A 15511-nucleotide genomic window follows, 5' to 3' on the forward strand; every position below is an offset into this window, starting at 1 on the left:
CACAGTTTACGCGATACTGCCCAGCTTGCAGACGAAAACCTCACCTGCTTTTCTCCGACTCACAGCAGTGCCAAACGAAACAGCAGTAGCGCAGAACAAAACCTCCTGTGATTTTCCCAGAATCACTGCAGTGCCGAACAAAACAACAGCAGCGCAGAACAAAACCTCCTGTGATTTTCCCAGAATCACTGCAGAGTCGAACAAAACAACAGCAGCGCAGAACAAAACCTCCTGTGATTTTCCCCAAATCACAGGAGGTTTTGCCAAAATCACAGGAGTTGTACTTTTACGTAAAAACTAAATTAATTAGCTTAAAAACATCGTTTAATTAAAATAAACAAACTTTTCAACAGGAAAACAGCTTCTTTTTACCTCCTAAAAACAGGAAATCTGTGCCAAAAAGTATTTGGCCCACCCACCGATTCTGGCACAAATTTCCTGTTTTGCAATAGCTCTATCCCTGATGATACATGAGGAATATTTGAGTTTAGGGAGTAGATTTTGGCTTTTTGAGATCATTCCGTCGACCCAAGTCCTTCGTTTTACAGGCAGGGGATTTTTGGAGTTGCTACTCGCTATTGGATATGGAAATAAACTCGGATAGAGTTGGAATTCTTTCGATGGTTGCAGGAGGCGGCACGTTTTCAGAATAGTAAAATAATAACCCAATTTTGGATGGGTTGTAAGTTTATCTAAGCACAAAGCCGTACCCCAATAGTTATTTCCTAATTAAATATTTATTTTTAATTATTATAAATAAAAATAAATACAGTAAGTTTGCTGTGTTTAATTAGCTTTTTTATGAATAAATCAAACCTCTACAAAACTAACCCACGGGCTCACTGGTCAGTTTTTAATACGTTCAACGTAAAATGTAAGGAATTTAGTAAATCTTCCTTTTGTAAATTAATAGATTCTTTGTTTGCGAAATTTTCATTTAAATAATATTATGCATTATAGAAATAGATGCGCAACTGCACTAGTTGGTATACTTTTACCTCTTTTCTACATGGTCTCCTTTTCCTGTTTTGGCCAAGAGGTGAGAATGAAACAGGATCCACGTTATCAGGACATAAATGGAAGTCCGACTGTTGCCAAGCTGAATGGCCTCATACAGGAATCCGCCGAGCACTATGTTGGAAGGGTCTCTCTTGACTTTCCCCTGTTTGAGATCAGGGATGGAAAGATCGGGACAAGCATTACACTCCGGTACGTTGGGGGGAACGGGATAAAGGTGCAGGATGTCGCCGGTATAGCGGGCACCGGTTGGCAACTGGAAATCGGAGATGCTGTAGTAAGAAACCTCAGGGGACTTTCAGATGAACATTCGGGAGACCAGGGATTCGGCTACAGTTCGGTAAAAAATGCATCAACGGGAGCGCCGGATACGCAGCTCGCCGATGGATTGAATCTTTTCAATTTTTACTCCTATAGCCAGATTACAGGTAATTCAGAATTACGCTCTCAGGCGAATTGGAGCTTAGGGGCAGCTTCGGGAAATTTCGATGCTATACCGGACATCTTCAATTCTGTTCTTACTGGGAAAATGGTTGTCGGGGCTGATAGATCTACAGGGTTTATGGACGTTAGGGGGATAAGAACAGGTACACCAGGTATCCATTCACAGGATTCCTCATGGACATTTGTTACAGTAAATGGGACAAGATATAGATACGGAAGTACGGCAGATAGCCGATCGCATTCGGCATTCGAATTTTTTAACACAAGGACATGGGAGGGTTACTTCTGGAAGCCCTTTATCAGTGCATGGATGCTTGATGAAATATCGATACCAGGGCATCGATCTAAAATTTCTTTTTCCTATGAGCGCGGAGCATCCTATAGCTATCTCAACTATAAACGGACCCAGTTACTCGTTGGATATAATGTCGTGAGCCCCTGGCTTGTACCTCCTAAGGATAATTCAGAGATTCGTGAGCCTAACCCTCTTTATTGCACACAGATCCGGACGTCTTACGGGAGCCGTTACGTGCTTTCTTATAGAGATAGGCTTGATCTGCCAGGAGCCAAGCACATCTATGATATCACTGAGTTTGATAGTCAAGGAGTGTTGGTCAAGAGAATCGTGTTTAATATGGGGTATTTTGAGAACCCTCAAGTTACGGGAGAGCAGCGTTACAGACTCAAACTTATTGGAATAGACCAATATGACGGAAATAATAGCAGACAGGTACTTGCAAGTTTCGCCTATGACGAAATTGTGTCACTACCGGCCCGTTCTTCCGTTAAATTTGACCATTGGGGCTATCCCAACAATAATCCTTCCTCGTCTTCCTTCGTCTCGCAGGGTGCCGTAAAAACTCCGGATACGATCAGGGGGCAGGCAGGAATACTGAAACAAGTAACCTAGCCCACCGGTGGACGTACGGTCTTTGGTTATCAGGCCCACCGCTACCTAAAAGATGGGCAAGAACAGATCGCCGGAGGTTTCCGCATAGCATCAGTCAGTTATATGGAAGGAAATAATGTTCTCCAGCGTAAGAAATATCTCTACCTTGCAGAAAACGGAAAAAGCAGTGGTCTATCGAACGCCAGGGTATCCCCTGTCTACCGATCGGTGTTCGCTTGGACATTTGTACCCCTGTATGCATGGTATCTCATCAATGATCCCCGCGAATACGAGTTCGACATCCCTTTGAATGCGATGGAGGATGCCAAAGGGATATCTACAGGCTATTCAAAGGTTACCGAGATCATCGAGGAACCAGGTAGAGGAGAGAAACGGACAGAATATCGCTTTACAGATCAGCAGGATTACCCCGATATCTATAGGATATTAACGGTCACGAATTCCCAAAATGGGTCTGAAATCAGCAATGGAGGGGATCAGGAATATAGTCAGATAGCGGAGCCGCTACCTGCCTACTGCCGGGGACTTTTGAAGGAAAAAAGGCTGTATTCTACAGAAAACACTTTGGTACAGCGCCTGACCAATACCTATGATGTCAGGGAATATCGGAAGATACCGGGAGCAGTAGCTGTGGGGACCAAAAGCGTCGCCGACGGAATCAATGGGGTATCTTTCTCTTCCTCGATGGCATCGCTGATCAATGAGAGCGTAAAGAATATCCACCTTATAAAAAGCGAAACAACAGATTTCCATGAGAATAACAATAGCACCACCACTACCAAAAAATATGTATACAATGCCCACCAACTTATCCGTGAGATCGTCGGTAAATCGGATGGAGACACCATTATCAATGAATATACATATTCTAACAGAAATGGTTATGGTGTGGTATGGGATATGATCCCCTACAATATCTCGCTACCCATTGAACGGATAACTTATCTGAAAAAAGGTAACTCAAGTAAGGTTATTGATGCTGAAGTCCATCTTTATAAAACGATGAACCTTTCTGATACCAGTACAAGTTTTCCTCTACTTTCCAAGGTCTTGAAGTTAAAAACGGCTTCTGCGTTAGATAACTATGTGAAACTATCGTATGACCAAGTTAATACCGTTTATGACAGTCGTCTAGAGGAAGTTCTGGAGTATACGCGCTATAACATAAATGGACTCAGTATAGAACAGAAGGCGAACGGTGCAACACTTAGTTCTGCGATTTACGGTTATTGGAACAGCCATCTTATCGCGTCAGTAGAGAACAGTCCGTTCACTGATATTGCCTATGCCGGTTTCGAGGACAGCTTCCTCGGGGGATGGCGGACTGCTTTCGTACTTTATTCCACTGTTTCGCAATCTTTTATGGGAGGAAAATCCTTTAATCTAGCACTTAACACAAATGGACTGAATAAATATGATCTGTCTACATCCAAAACCTATCTGGTCTCCTATTGGACAAACGCGACGTCTCCATTGACAGTTTCCGGGACAGTTGGTAACATAAAAATGGGCGCGACAATAAACGGGTGGAGTTACTTTGAACATCTGGTAAAGAATGTAAACAGCGTAACCGTTAGCGGTACGAAATTAGTCGATGAACTCAAGCTCCGTCCGGCGTCGGCCTCTATGACTACTTACACATTGGTTCCTACAAGGGGCCTAACAAGTATAACGGATCCCAGTGGTAATATCCAGAGATACGAATACGACACTTTTGGACGGTTGAGCGTCATAAAGGATCTTAACGGCGATATTGTAAAAGGTTATTGCTACAACTATGCTGGACAGCAGGTCGATTGCGGCAGCCAGCTTCCTGCTTATAGACCACCCGAAACCTATTTTGAGAATACCGTTACGGGCTTCTTTCCCAATTCCCTGACCATGACATTGACAGATGTCGCTACTGGGCAGCAACTATCTTTTATTCTGGACGAGGAAAGCGGTCCCTCTATAGGACCGATTCCACACGCGACCTATAACATCAGCTTCACGACGAATGACGGGACCGATATATCAGACTATGTTATTATACTTGAGGGCGTAGATCCCGTAGGCGGCATTTTGGAGAATTTTGAGGTTAACGGAGAAATAATGGAACTATTGGTATTCTATTAAGAAACAGAATCTTCTACCATAGATATAGCGCAATAATGAAAATATATATAATAATCGTCGCACTGCTTGTTTTCAATTTGCGACTGGATGCACAGATTAGTGCAGATAAAAACTACGTCATGGAAACGGTGGTGACACAGAAGGGTATTAAACAGGTCGCAACCATGAACCGGCTCTCTGTATATTGGGCCAACCGTACAATCAGATATTACGATGGTATAGGGAGACCTACCCAGGAAATCGAGTGGCAGACAAGCCCTTCCGGAAAGGATATCATCGTACACATGGAATATGACAGTCTCGGAAGACTTAAGAGTCGCTATCTTCCCTATGTTGACGACAAAACAAGTGCCTCCTATAGGTCTGCAGCAAATACAGCTGTGCGAACATTCTATAGCAGAACTACCGGGACGGATATAAACGGGATTATACGGAGTAACCACCCTCTATCCCTGACAGTTTTTGAACCCAATCCCCTAGGCCGTGTAGCACAACAGGGCTTTGCTGGGGCTGCTTGGCAACCTCTAAACTCCCAGATAGCGGGATCGGGACATACCGTAAAAACCGTATATGGCACCAATGGAACCGATGTGAAACTCTGGAGGGTCATTACCAGTGGCGGAGCGGAAACAACAGGAGCATTCCCTACGGGAAGGCTTAAGAGAACGACGACGATGGATGAGAACTGGACGTCGGGCAGGGCCGGAACAATTGATCTGTATACGGATTTTGAAGATAGGGTTATCCTCAACCGACAATGGTACGTCAAACCGACGACTGGGGAGGAATCTGCACTGGATACCTATTATGTCTATGATGATTTTGGAAATTTAAGATATGTGGTCCCCGCTGCAGTCACAGTTTCCAGTTTCTCCGAGAATTCTTCTGATCCCTCTTTCAGGGATTACATATATAGCTATAGATATGACGAACGTCAGAGGCTTATTGAAAAAAAGATTCCTGGAAAGGGAAGGGAACTAATCATTTATAACAGGAATGACCTTCCTGTCCTAAAACAGGACTCTGTCCAACGACTGACGGGGAAGTGGAGCTATATCAAGTACGATGGTCTTCATAGACCTATATCGACAGGGCTCTATACAAATACAGCTCAAAAAAGCTATAGTGAGGTCAGGACTCTTGTAGAAGCTGTTGCCACATTATGGGAAGAAAGGATTGCGACGGCGGAGTATACAAACCTGGCTTTTCCATCTACCGTTAACCAGATACAGGAACTTACCTCAGACTTTTACGACGACTATACATTCACAGGTGCATCCGGCCTTCCTAAGAAAGACATTTCGGAAAGCCAGATGGTCAGAGGGCGCCTGACGGGCAGAAGGGTCTTTCGCGAAGATGGCAGTGCGCCGCTACTTACAGTTAACTTTTATGATAACGAAGGAAGGTTGATACAACAGGCATCCCAGAACCATATCGGAGGTACTGATTATCAAACTAATACCTATAATTTTACTGGTGAATTGATTACGAGCAAACGTGAACATAAACCTTCTGCAACTGGGGCTGTATCAACAGTGCTGCTTACCAGATCCTATGATCATGCCGGGCGTCCTATTGATACAAAGATCAAGGTCAATAGCCAACAGGAAGTGTTGCAAAGCCGGCTCCTATACAATGAGATCGGCCAGTTGAAGCAGAAAAAACTACATAGTGAAAACGGGGGGCTTTCGTTTCTAACAGCGATGGATTATTCCTACAATGAACGCAACTGGGGCACACGTATAATCTCACCCCATTTCAGCCAGGCACTTAGCTATGAAAATGGCCGAGGGGTCGCATCTCCGCAGTATAACGGTAACATCAGTACCATGGACTGGTGGTTCAATGAGAACAAGGTATATACTTGGAAATATGGCTATGACATAGTAAATCGTCTAATCTCAGCAAGTGCAGACCTGTTGGATATTGATGAAGGAGAGGTATACTATGATGTAATGCGAGAATTGCCAGAATATGATGTGATGGGTAACATTACAAAGTTGGCTCGTGATGGCGGAACACCAATAAGCTATACCTATACGGGTAATCGTTTGATGGGGCTATCGGGAGGACTGAGCGGAACCTATACCTATGATCCCAACGGAAATGCGACAAGAGACCGGACAGGTATGACTTTTACCTACAGTCACCTTAATCTACCTCGTACTGCGACAAAGACAGGCGTGAACGTGGCTTACCTATATGATGCGGTTGGGACAAAACTCCGTAAGACAGCAACAGTAGGTACGATCCTAACCCAGCGTGATTATATAGGGGGGATCGAATACAGTAAGACCGGGACGGGAAGCAGTACAATCGATATGATCCTGACGGAGGAAGGTTATCTGCAGAACAGTAGTGGAACCTATAGCTACCATTACAATCTCAAAGATCATCTGGGCAATGTTCGAGCGGTTATCAAACGAGGAACAGCTTCAGCTACTACGGTGGATATTGTACAGCAGCAGGATTATTATCCATTCGGTAAGACAAGATCTATTGTAACGGGCGGTAATAATAAGTATCTTTATAACGGTAAGGAAGTTCAGACGGAACTTGGTGACCAGCTGGATTACGGAGCGAGGTTTTATGATCCTGAGATAGGACGGTGGAATGTGGTGGATCCGCTGGCGGAGCAGATGCGCAGGCACTCGCCTTACAACTACACTTTCAATAATCCTATACGGTTTATTGATCCCGATGGAAGGGGACCGAATGATTTTGTTCAGAGAAATGATGGAAGTATTTATTGGGATAATAACGCTAATGATCAAGCCAGTACAAAATCCGAAGAAACTTATTTAGGAAAAACCTTAAAATTTGAATTTAATAGTTACATTGATGGAAAGCTTTGGGATGGACCAACGATGGGAGGGTTAATTGACCCTGCTGGTGATAAGTTGACTAGCACAGTAACATTAAGAGCGAGTGAGAATGAAAATGGGGAGTTGACGGGTTTGTCTGCTTCTAAATCTGTAAAAGTTGGAGATACACCTTTTGGCGAAGCAAGAGGTTATTACCCAGGAGAAGGTGGGAGTAATAATGTACTCACAAAATCTACAACTGCACAAGGAACAAATATTAATTTTGAACAACACGCAAGCGTCTCCAAATTAGAAGAGATCTCTCTAAATGCTATTGGGTTTAAAATTGTGGACGTAGCCCAGAAACTGAACATCAGCTATAATAACAGCAATGGAAATCTTTCGGTGACAGCTTCTACGAATGTTTTTCCATCAGCTACTCTCAAGGTGAATGGAGGTATTATAATGAGGTATAATCAGCCTTCATTTCCTGGAACTCATGCTGCTCCGTTTATTGGATCGTCATCTCCATCATCAGGAAGTCTACCTATCCGTGATTTTTCATATTACCCATCTAAATTTTATAGACGTTAGTTATGAAATCTAAATTACAATCAATTATTATAATTTTAGGGATACTATCATTGGGACTTGGTATTTGGCAGATTTTGCAGATAACAACGATGATATTGTCCCCCTTTTATTTGGTTTTGTTTTATTCTTTCATTACCATATGTATTTCTTTTGTATTGGGTCTCCTGTTAAAAAAGATACTAAAATCAGACTGGCACATCTTAACATTTTCCTGTGCATTTATAATCATCATCTGCTCTGTGTTTTATGTCAGTCAATATAAGCCTACATACGAAATTATTGTTCCTGACAACTATTTTGGAGAGGTTAGATTATTTGTGTCTAATGAAGCCAGAAACGATTTTACTATTAATAAATATGGTGTTGGTTATATAGATAAAAATACTTTTGACAACGGGTTTTATCCAAGGATATTTAGAAAGAAGATTAATATAACTAAACAGATAAAAGGATATAGTAAAGGTGCTTTTGCAGCAACCCAGGTAAGTAATTATTCCTATGAGTATTTATCTTTTTCTATTCCTGTCAAAGTTGAAAATATTGATGATAGGGACATTGAAGAGTTAATAAAGATTAAAGCAATAGATACAGCCCGTTTATATCGAAAATGATTGTTTAGCATCGCCTCTGGTTTAGCAGGATGGATCCGCTGGCGGAGGAGATGACAAGGCACTCGCCATACAACTATGCTTTCGATAATCCTATCCGTTTTATCGATCCGGATGGAATGAGAGTGGATGATATTTATCTCGATGAGAACGGAGTTGTTAGAATTGATCAACCTAATCGTTTTTTTGATGAAAAGTCAGGAGAAGAATTGGTGTTAAATGATTCAGAAAATAACCCAGTTGATAATAAAATGCTAGAAGAGAATTACAATGTGGGCGATCAGGTTTTTCAAAACATGAGTCACATGGAAGTTTGGGAATTTATAAAAAAGGCGGGATTTGAGCCGAGTAAACTTAAAAGTGAAGGATGGAACGGAAGATTTAAAGCATATATGAAAACGATAGAACTAAGTAAAAATGGAGAAGCGGATTTTCCTTATGTGCTATGGTTTAGTGGAAAGTATAATTTAGGATCAAAGTTATCTCCTAATGGTAAACATGCAGAAGTGACTGGTATACCATTTAGAATAAACGGAGGAAATGTTCTTTATAATCCATCAGATGCTGGTCAATATATATGGGGGCTTGGATGAGAGCGAATGGTTTTACATTTCCACAAGTTTTTCTTGGATCCAATTTGAATGAAATTAGTACAGGAGGAGATTCCGAAGGTGATCAAAAGGCTATACGAGCAGGATATGAAAATATGGATGAGGTTTTAGATATGATGAAAAAAATAAAAATTCCTACTATCGGCAGCTTATTAATATTTGTAATATTTATAATGCATAGAACATTTTATTTTGATGATAGCTTGTCGTTTGAGTGTCATCGAAAAGCTACTTCTATATATAACTCATCGTTGGGACTCCCCATTTCTATAGTTTTACTTGTAGCAGCTATTCTTTCTGCTTATAATTTTCGTAAGGAAATTAAGAATCGAATATTTGATTATTTATTAATATCAATTGTTTTTGTTAATTTTTTAGGTGTAATGATGAAGGTTTTTATAGGTATTATTGGATGGTAATTTCTATTACTAATAACCTTTAAATTTTTGTAATAGGGGTCGTATAATTATAATGGTAGATTTACCTGTTTTGATGTAATCTGTGCGTTTAAAAAAGTACTTAAAATAAATCGCAGATGCTCAAAGGAATCGAGTTTTCGGTGTAAATACAAGAATAATAATAAAATATGGGCCATTTAATTAAAATAATCTGTCTTCTACCCATTTTTGTTTTTTTCAACTGTACCGAGATTGATAAACATGACAAAAGTAGATTGTATGCCAAATACGAAATCTGTTCCAATTTGAAAGTGGAAAGATATATGGTTTTTGGAAGCGGAGCCTTTGGTGGAGATCTATTATCAGATTACATAACAGATTCCACAAATTTCCGTAAATATGTGATGACATATGATTCCTCTAGAGAAAAATTAAATTATAAATGTGAAGACAAAAGAATTTATATTGAGGCGTACAATATAGAAGTGACACCTCGCCAGTTGATAAAAAAGGATACTTTTGAACTTAATAAACTAGTTAAATATCGTCTGTTCGATTAATTAAGAATTGTATCCAATAACTGGATTACGGGGCGAGGTTTTACGATGCGGAGATGTATTCTATATATTCTCCTTATGCGTATGTTGGTAATGATCCTATCCTTTTCCACGATCCTAACGGTATGTACCGTGTGGATGCTAACGGCAACATAACCATAGATAACCCTGATGAAATTTCTAACTTTTTCAATTATTTGGGTAATAATAGTGGAGCATCCGTTAACGATATGTTTAATCATATAAAAGCAGACAATGGTTTTTCTTGGGAACTTGATCCGGTCACCGTCACTGGAAGCATGAGTTCATATGAGCAAGGGGATTGGATAGGGGATTTTTGGGGACGGCTAGGAGATGCTCAAGGGGTATTGGGTAATATTAATTCGATTAATGTTGGTCAGCAACAAAACGGGAGGATGCAAACGCCATTGAGCGGATTAGATTTTGCAGGTAATGTAGGGAATTTTACCTCAGGAATTTTAGAGGGATCAACTTATAAACACTATCTTCGTACAATTCGTCCAAGTCAGGCTTATGGTGTTAATGTATATAGTAAACCCATACTGAATGCTATGCAAGCTTCTCCATGGGCTAGAGGAAACACATACCTTTCGCTTGCTGTGAATGCCGCAACTATAGGGACTACATGGGCTGAAGAGGGACATATTGGTCGGCAAACGAAGATAGCCATGTCAAAGGCCGCTACAGGTTGGGTTGCTGCTTCAGCTGGAGCAAAGATTGGAGCAACCGCTTTTGGTATGGGAGGTGGAGCTATCGCTGGTCCTCCTGGTGCGGCAATTGGAGCAATTGTGGGAGGAATAGGAGGAGGAATTGGAGGAGGAATTGGAGGAGGATTAGGTGCATCTTGGATTGTTGATTATATTTATAAATAATGCATTATGGATAAAAAAATTGTAATTACATTTAATCGAACACGTAAGGGGTTTATTTTGTTCGTTTTTTTGTTTTTTACTTTTTTAGGTTTACTTTTTATTTTGAAAGCAGATTCGTTGACTACGATCTGGATAATAAAAAGTGCATTGCTACTACAGATTATAGGCATAGTAACCTTTTTGGTGTCAAGTTGTTTTATACTTCTCTTTTTGAGATTAAGTTTTCAAAAAGTAGCCTTAATCATCGATGAAAAAGGTATTACAGATAATTCAAGTGTAGGAGGAGAAGCAGGTCGGATACAATGGGAACAAGTTGTTGATATTTGTAACGCAGGCACAGCAGTTTTAGTTTTTATAAAAGACCCCGAGGATTTTATAGCTAAAAAAAGCGGTTGGTGGAATAAGTTGTCGCTTAAAATGAATTACCGAAGCTACGGTACTCCGATTGCTATTCCTATGTTTGCTCTAAATTCTTATGTAGATACATTGGAACGTCAGCTAAAGGAAGAATGGGAGTCCTATAAGCAATCCACTATCAAGGAATGATCATGTAGGATGCTAACTTGCGAAAACATTACAAAGGGAATAGCAGGATTATTCGTGTTGGTCATTAAAGGAATGAATGAGCTCCCTCCGGTCGGTTACGCGGGGCAAGGTTCTACGACCTCGAGATCGGTAGATGGAATGTGGTGGATTCGTTGGGGTAGCAATATAGTATGGTATGAATGGTCCTATTTATTTTATCGATCCTGACGGGATGAGAACTGAAGGCTTCTTTACCAGATATGAGGACGAAAACGGTAACCTCATAAAAGAAACCTACGATGGAAATGATGCAATTGTCATTATACCTTATGAAAAAATTAAAGACTTTTTAAAAGAATTTAAATATTCGGAAAGACAGAATACACAAAACTCGATAATGAGTAATAAAGGTTGGATTCGGCGTTATGGTGAAGGTATGTATGCTGATCCCGGAGACATGGTTCAAGATTGGGCTGTTACGTCACTCACAGGTAAAGGAGTTCAAGATGCTATTCCTAGTGTGTCAGAGAATTCAACCAGAGAAGGCGGAGGGTTTAGGATAAATCCAGTAGGACCTTCCTTGATTGTTTTGGGAAGCAAGTTGGTTCCTAAATCTGGAGAAGGAGCTACTGGTTCATGGACATCTTTAGCTTCTAAGTCCTTGAGATGGACAGATCGGGTTGTTCAGGGCGCTTTGGGAACTAATTATAAGTTGCCAGCGAAAGGTCTGTTGCATCGGGCCCTTGGAACCAGAGGAGTGGGTGCGGCAGCAGGTCGTATGGTACCTTACGCCGGATGGGTTATCACCATTACGGCCTTAAGTTATGAGCTTGGTAAACATTATGGTCCAAGTAAATGGTACGGAAAGGATGATACAAAATGGTTCAAATGATGGATACGAGGCTGATTAATTTATTGGAAGAATATAATTTCACTGATATGTTTCTCGACGAAAACGTGAGACTATACCATGATCTAAAAATCTATGGCGATGATGCAACTGAATTGTTGAATTGTTTCGGAGAACAGTTTAGAGTAGATCTTTCCAAATTCCGCTTTACAGATTACTTTCCCAGTGAAGGCGATAGGATATTACCAAGTCTTTTTCGTTTTTTGACATGTAAAAAGCCAAAGGAATATGAGCCGCTTACTTTATCTAAATTAAACAAAGCCATTGATATAGGCTATTTGGAATAAGATCAGAATATATCATAGAAATCAACACAATATGATAACAACGAAAAAAGAAAGACCTATACAATAAATATAAATTATGCATACAAAAGAGATAGAAGCTGTATCGTCTTTACAGCCTTTTGAAAGATATAAATATTTTATAAAAAAGATTGCTGATAGTGAGCTAGTTTATACGCTTGTAGACGTTAACAATAGATATATTATTTCTACGATCGATAATCAAGAGTTATTTCCGATGTGGTCATCTAAAGAGTTTGCGTACTTGTGCAAGATTAGCGGTTGGGAGTCGCTCCTAATAAAGGAACTAAATTTTGATGATTTAGAAAATGAAATATTTGATATGATAGCCAGCTCTAATTATCTGATAAATGTATTTCCTGTATATGATAGGACAGGCTTTGTAGTAAATTTAGATGAATTTGCAGATGATTTGAAAGAAGAATTAGAGAATTATTCATAGTTAAACCTTCTGATTTATATCTTAAGAATAATTATCGTTGCATCAACTGAACATGTTCCTCTTTCAACCCAGTCACATGCACACTATCGATAGCACATTCCTCACAATGCACTTCGCTGTTTTTAATCACGAAATTCTCTGCATCCTTTATGGCGAGGTAATGTTTCCCCGTCGCCAGCAAGTTTGAAATCTCAACATTCTTCAATTGCGATTCAGGAATCCCCTCGACATTGATACAATGTGTTGATGATTCGATTAATATGTTGTTCATGTTTACATCTGAAAATGTCGGTGTCAATACATTGACCTCCACGACAAATTCCCGGTTTGCCTGCGCTCCGACATGCGCTGCACTTCCCAACATATCCCAACGTAACGCCGAATGGATCACGTTCATTCGGATATTTTCAAAGGTAATATCATGCCCACCTCCTCCGCGCGGACGGCGTGTCTTAAAGCGTATCCCTACGTCCGTGCCGTCAAAAGCACAGTCATGTACATAGAGGTTTTTTATCTTTCCTGCAGTTTCACTTCCAATGGTAAAACCTCCATGTCCTTTTTCAGCGAGACAGTAACGTACCACAATATTCTCCGCAGCCTTCGCCACACGAACACCATCATATCCTCGTCCTGCTTTTATAGCAATACAATCATCTCCAGTGTTCAACGTGCAGTATTCGATCAAGACGTTACGTGAGGATTCAATATCAATGCCGTCACCGCGTTGTATTCCTATAGAATTTATCCGAACTCCACGGATAACGACGTCCTCACAATATGTGGGGACAATATTCCAAAATGCAGAACGCTCTAGTGAAACACCTTCTATCCACAGCTTTTTACAATTTATCGGCGCAATCAACGCCGGTGGAAAGATAAAATCGGCTGTCTTTCCATCGTAAATCCTCTTCTGCACAGGCATTTGACTATCCACTATATTTTCAATAACATCGTGTGTCATTGTCTTCTGTCGTACTTCACCTTCTCCGGGGCCGATAATCCGTCCCTTTCCGGTAATGGCTATATTTTCCGCAGCATTTGCATAGATACAAGCACCTAAGCTGTAAAGCTCAACACCCTCATTACGTGTAAAAACAACAGGCAAAAAATCCTTTATTTCACTTTTAAAGGTAAGTACCGCGCCTTCTTCCAGCTGTAGGTTGATATTCGATTTGAGCTCGATTCTTCCGGATGAATATTCTCCTTTCGTCAATAGAAGAGTTCCGCCTCCTGCTGCCGCCAACTGATCGATTCCTTCTTGTATGTTCGATTCACCTGGAAACAGGGAATCGACACGCTGTGGGAATGTTGGACGCTTAAAGTCATAGTCAAAATAAGGCGATTGAATCGGCGCAATGCTGTCGGGCATTACAGCTGCACCTACTTCGTTGTACTGAGGAATACGTCCCTCCAGTCGTTCTTTCAACGTCGTCGATGTGCAGGCACAACATAGCATCCCAATTGCCCAGAACCAGATTTTCATCATGACTGAAAAACAGATTTTACGTATCTGGTATTTGCACCAAAGTTCTCTTTAACCGATCGTGGCGACAAGTTCGCATCACGAGACCGCTCGATCACCAACCATCCTTTCCACCCCATCTCGTCCAACGTTTGCTTCACAAGTGGCATATTTAGACGTTTATTATTTTCCAACCATACGCCATCCTCGTCCGTACAGTGAATTTGACAAATCCTCTTCTTACCTAAAATTTTAAGTTCCTGAACGAGATCACGACCTTCTTTTAAAGGGTTGGAGAAATTGAAATATATTTGCACATTTTTTTCCCCTATTTCCTTTAATAATTCGACATCACCTTCGGCATCGAGTGCTGTCTCAATACCAATTATAACGCCTGTTTTCTTTGCCATTTTACCTACAATACGTAGACGTTCGACAATAGCAGGCCGTAGCTCCGGCTGTTTTACAAGATCACCCTGTACACCTAAAGGTAAAAATGCGACCTTCACGCCAAGTTTCCGACAGGTATCCAAACAATCGCCAACCATTTGTTGATAGGTCGGACGCGTTGCAAACGACTGTGCATAAAAACCTGTCATTGCAAGGGCACAAATCTCTACGCCCGTTGCTTTCGATTGAGCCAAGAATTCATTTCTCGTTGTAGCATCGGCCAACTTACTGTCGAAGGTATCTCTCGTTCCTAACCCTCCCATATCCACTTCCAGTCCATCGGCTCCAATATCTTTAGCAAGATCAAACGCACTTATTTTCTGGCGCTTCAAAATCATTAAATCGATCACCGCTACTTTATAGCGATGCTTTTCTTTCGCTTGTGCCCACAATGTCGACGGAAGTAACATTCCTCCCCCCAACACGATAGCACTGCCAATAAAATGACGTCTACTTCTATCCATTC

16 protein-coding genes are annotated in these 15511 nt (G+C 40.9%); 14 read left to right on the top strand and 2 right to left on the bottom strand.

Going from position 1 to position 15511, the window contains the following annotated elements; all coding sequences use genetic code 11:
* Nucleotides 1-25: 25 nt before the first annotated feature.
* The 14 genes from ACSZOX_RS06500 (at nt 26) to ACSZOX_RS06565 (ending at nt 13133) form a co-directional block, all read left to right on the top strand.
* Nucleotides 26-301, top strand: a complete 276-nt coding sequence (locus ACSZOX_RS06500) for a hypothetical protein (RefSeq protein WP_437919031.1) — start codon at nt 26-28, stop codon at nt 299-301.
* Between the two features lie 744 nt (nt 302-1045).
* Nucleotides 1046-2371, top strand: a complete 1326-nt coding sequence (locus ACSZOX_RS06505; protein ID WP_437919032.1) for a hypothetical protein — start codon at nt 1046-1048, stop codon at nt 2369-2371.
* 102 nt (nt 2372-2473) lie between these two features.
* On the top strand, nt 2474-4486 hold the full coding sequence (locus tag ACSZOX_RS06510; protein ID WP_437919033.1) for an RHS repeat domain-containing protein: 2013 nt from the start codon (nt 2474-2476) through the stop codon (nt 4484-4486).
* 35 nt (nt 4487-4521) lie between these two features.
* Nucleotides 4522-7884, top strand: a complete 3363-nt coding sequence (locus tag ACSZOX_RS06515) for a DUF6443 domain-containing protein (RefSeq protein WP_437919034.1) — start codon at nt 4522-4524, stop codon at nt 7882-7884.
* A gap of 2 nt (nt 7885-7886) precedes the next feature.
* Nucleotides 7887-8495: a hypothetical protein gene (locus tag ACSZOX_RS06520; RefSeq protein WP_437919035.1), complete on the top strand. Its 609-nt coding sequence runs from the start codon at nt 7887-7889 to the stop codon at nt 8493-8495.
* Between the two features lie 29 nt (nt 8496-8524).
* Complete coding sequence (locus ACSZOX_RS06525) at nt 8525-9085, top strand: hypothetical protein (RefSeq protein WP_437919036.1); 561 nt, start codon at nt 8525-8527, stop codon at nt 9083-9085.
* Nucleotides 9070-9522 carry a hypothetical protein gene (locus tag ACSZOX_RS06530; protein WP_437919037.1) on the top strand — a complete coding sequence of 151 codons (453 nt, stop codon included), beginning with the start codon at nt 9070-9072 and terminating at the stop codon, nt 9520-9522. The genes ACSZOX_RS06525 and ACSZOX_RS06530 overlap by 16 nt, the downstream gene beginning before the upstream one ends.
* A 167-nt stretch (nt 9523-9689) precedes the next feature.
* Nucleotides 9690-10061: a hypothetical protein gene (locus ACSZOX_RS06535; RefSeq protein WP_437919038.1), complete on the top strand. Its 372-nt coding sequence runs from the start codon at nt 9690-9692 to the stop codon at nt 10059-10061.
* 53 nt (nt 10062-10114) lie between these two features.
* The gene (locus ACSZOX_RS06540; protein WP_437919039.1) at nt 10115-10951 is read left to right on the top strand and encodes a hypothetical protein; all 837 of its coding nucleotides are present in this window, start codon (nt 10115-10117) and stop codon (nt 10949-10951) included.
* 6 nt (nt 10952-10957) lie between these two features.
* Nucleotides 10958-11497 carry an STM3941 family protein gene (locus ACSZOX_RS06545; RefSeq protein WP_437919040.1) on the top strand — a complete coding sequence of 180 codons (540 nt, stop codon included), beginning with the start codon at nt 10958-10960 and terminating at the stop codon, nt 11495-11497.
* Nucleotides 11498-11506: 9 nt separating this feature from the next.
* Nucleotides 11507-11704: a hypothetical protein gene (locus ACSZOX_RS06550; protein ID WP_437919041.1), complete on the top strand. Its 198-nt coding sequence runs from the start codon at nt 11507-11509 to the stop codon at nt 11702-11704.
* Complete coding sequence (locus ACSZOX_RS06555; protein ID WP_437919042.1) at nt 11673-12368, top strand: hypothetical protein; 696 nt, start codon at nt 11673-11675, stop codon at nt 12366-12368. Before ACSZOX_RS06550 ends, ACSZOX_RS06555 begins: the two co-directional genes overlap by 32 nt.
* The gene (locus ACSZOX_RS06560) at nt 12365-12673 is read left to right on the top strand and encodes a DUF1493 family protein (RefSeq protein ID WP_437919043.1); all 309 of its coding nucleotides are present in this window, start codon (nt 12365-12367) and stop codon (nt 12671-12673) included. Before ACSZOX_RS06555 ends, ACSZOX_RS06560 begins: the two co-directional genes overlap by 4 nt.
* 76 nt (nt 12674-12749) lie before the next feature.
* Nucleotides 12750-13133, top strand: coding sequence for a DUF2750 domain-containing protein (locus ACSZOX_RS06565; protein WP_437919044.1), 384 nt, complete (start codon nt 12750-12752; stop codon nt 13131-13133).
* Nucleotides 13134-13164: 31 nt separating this feature from the next.
* Here ACSZOX_RS06565 and ACSZOX_RS06570 read toward each other — a convergent pair whose 3' ends face one another.
* Together ACSZOX_RS06570 and ACSZOX_RS06575 are read right to left on the bottom strand one after the other, a co-directional pair.
* Nucleotides 13165-14619: a glycoside hydrolase family 28 protein gene (locus tag ACSZOX_RS06570; RefSeq protein WP_437919045.1), complete on the bottom strand. Its 1455-nt coding sequence runs from the start codon at nt 14617-14619 to the stop codon at nt 13165-13167.
* Complete coding sequence (locus ACSZOX_RS06575) at nt 14616-15509, bottom strand: sugar phosphate isomerase/epimerase family protein (RefSeq protein WP_437919046.1); 894 nt, start codon at nt 15507-15509, stop codon at nt 14616-14618. Before ACSZOX_RS06575 ends, ACSZOX_RS06570 begins: the two co-directional genes overlap by 4 nt.
* Between the last annotated feature and the right edge of the window lie 2 nt (nt 15510-15511).

Source organism: Sphingobacterium sp. LRF_L2 (genome assembly GCF_965644235.1).
Lineage (GTDB): Bacteria > Bacteroidota > Bacteroidia > Sphingobacteriales > Sphingobacteriaceae > Sphingobacterium.

Coding starts and splice junctions, on each gene's coding strand:
- ACSZOX_RS06505 (WP_437919032.1), top strand. CDS start 1,046: ATGAAACAGGATCCACGTTATCAGGACATAAATGGAAGTCCGACTGTT.
- ACSZOX_RS06510 (WP_437919033.1), top strand. CDS start 2,474: ATGGAAGGAAATAATGTTCTCCAGCGTAAGAAATATCTCTACCTTGCA.
- ACSZOX_RS06515 (WP_437919034.1), top strand. CDS start 4,522: ATGAAAATATATATAATAATCGTCGCACTGCTTGTTTTCAATTTGCGA.
- ACSZOX_RS06520 (WP_437919035.1), top strand. CDS start 7,887: ATGAAATCTAAATTACAATCAATTATTATAATTTTAGGGATACTATCA.
- ACSZOX_RS06525 (WP_437919036.1), top strand. CDS start 8,525: ATGGATCCGCTGGCGGAGGAGATGACAAGGCACTCGCCATACAACTAT.
- ACSZOX_RS06530 (WP_437919037.1), top strand. CDS start 9,070: ATGGGGGCTTGGATGAGAGCGAATGGTTTTACATTTCCACAAGTTTTT.
- ACSZOX_RS06535 (WP_437919038.1), top strand. CDS start 9,690: ATGGGCCATTTAATTAAAATAATCTGTCTTCTACCCATTTTTGTTTTT.
- ACSZOX_RS06540 (WP_437919039.1), top strand. CDS start 10,115: ATGTATTCTATATATTCTCCTTATGCGTATGTTGGTAATGATCCTATC.
- ACSZOX_RS06545 (WP_437919040.1), top strand. CDS start 10,958: ATGGATAAAAAAATTGTAATTACATTTAATCGAACACGTAAGGGGTTT.
- ACSZOX_RS06550 (WP_437919041.1), top strand. CDS start 11,507: ATGCTAACTTGCGAAAACATTACAAAGGGAATAGCAGGATTATTCGTG.
- ACSZOX_RS06555 (WP_437919042.1), top strand. CDS start 11,673: ATGAATGGTCCTATTTATTTTATCGATCCTGACGGGATGAGAACTGAA.
- ACSZOX_RS06560 (WP_437919043.1), top strand. CDS start 12,365: ATGATGGATACGAGGCTGATTAATTTATTGGAAGAATATAATTTCACT.
- ACSZOX_RS06565 (WP_437919044.1), top strand. CDS start 12,750: ATGCATACAAAAGAGATAGAAGCTGTATCGTCTTTACAGCCTTTTGAA.
- ACSZOX_RS06570 (WP_437919045.1), bottom strand. CDS start 14,619: ATGATGAAAATCTGGTTCTGGGCAATTGGGATGCTATGTTGTGCCTGC.
- ACSZOX_RS06575 (WP_437919046.1), bottom strand. CDS start 15,509: ATGGATAGAAGTAGACGTCATTTTATTGGCAGTGCTATCGTGTTGGGG.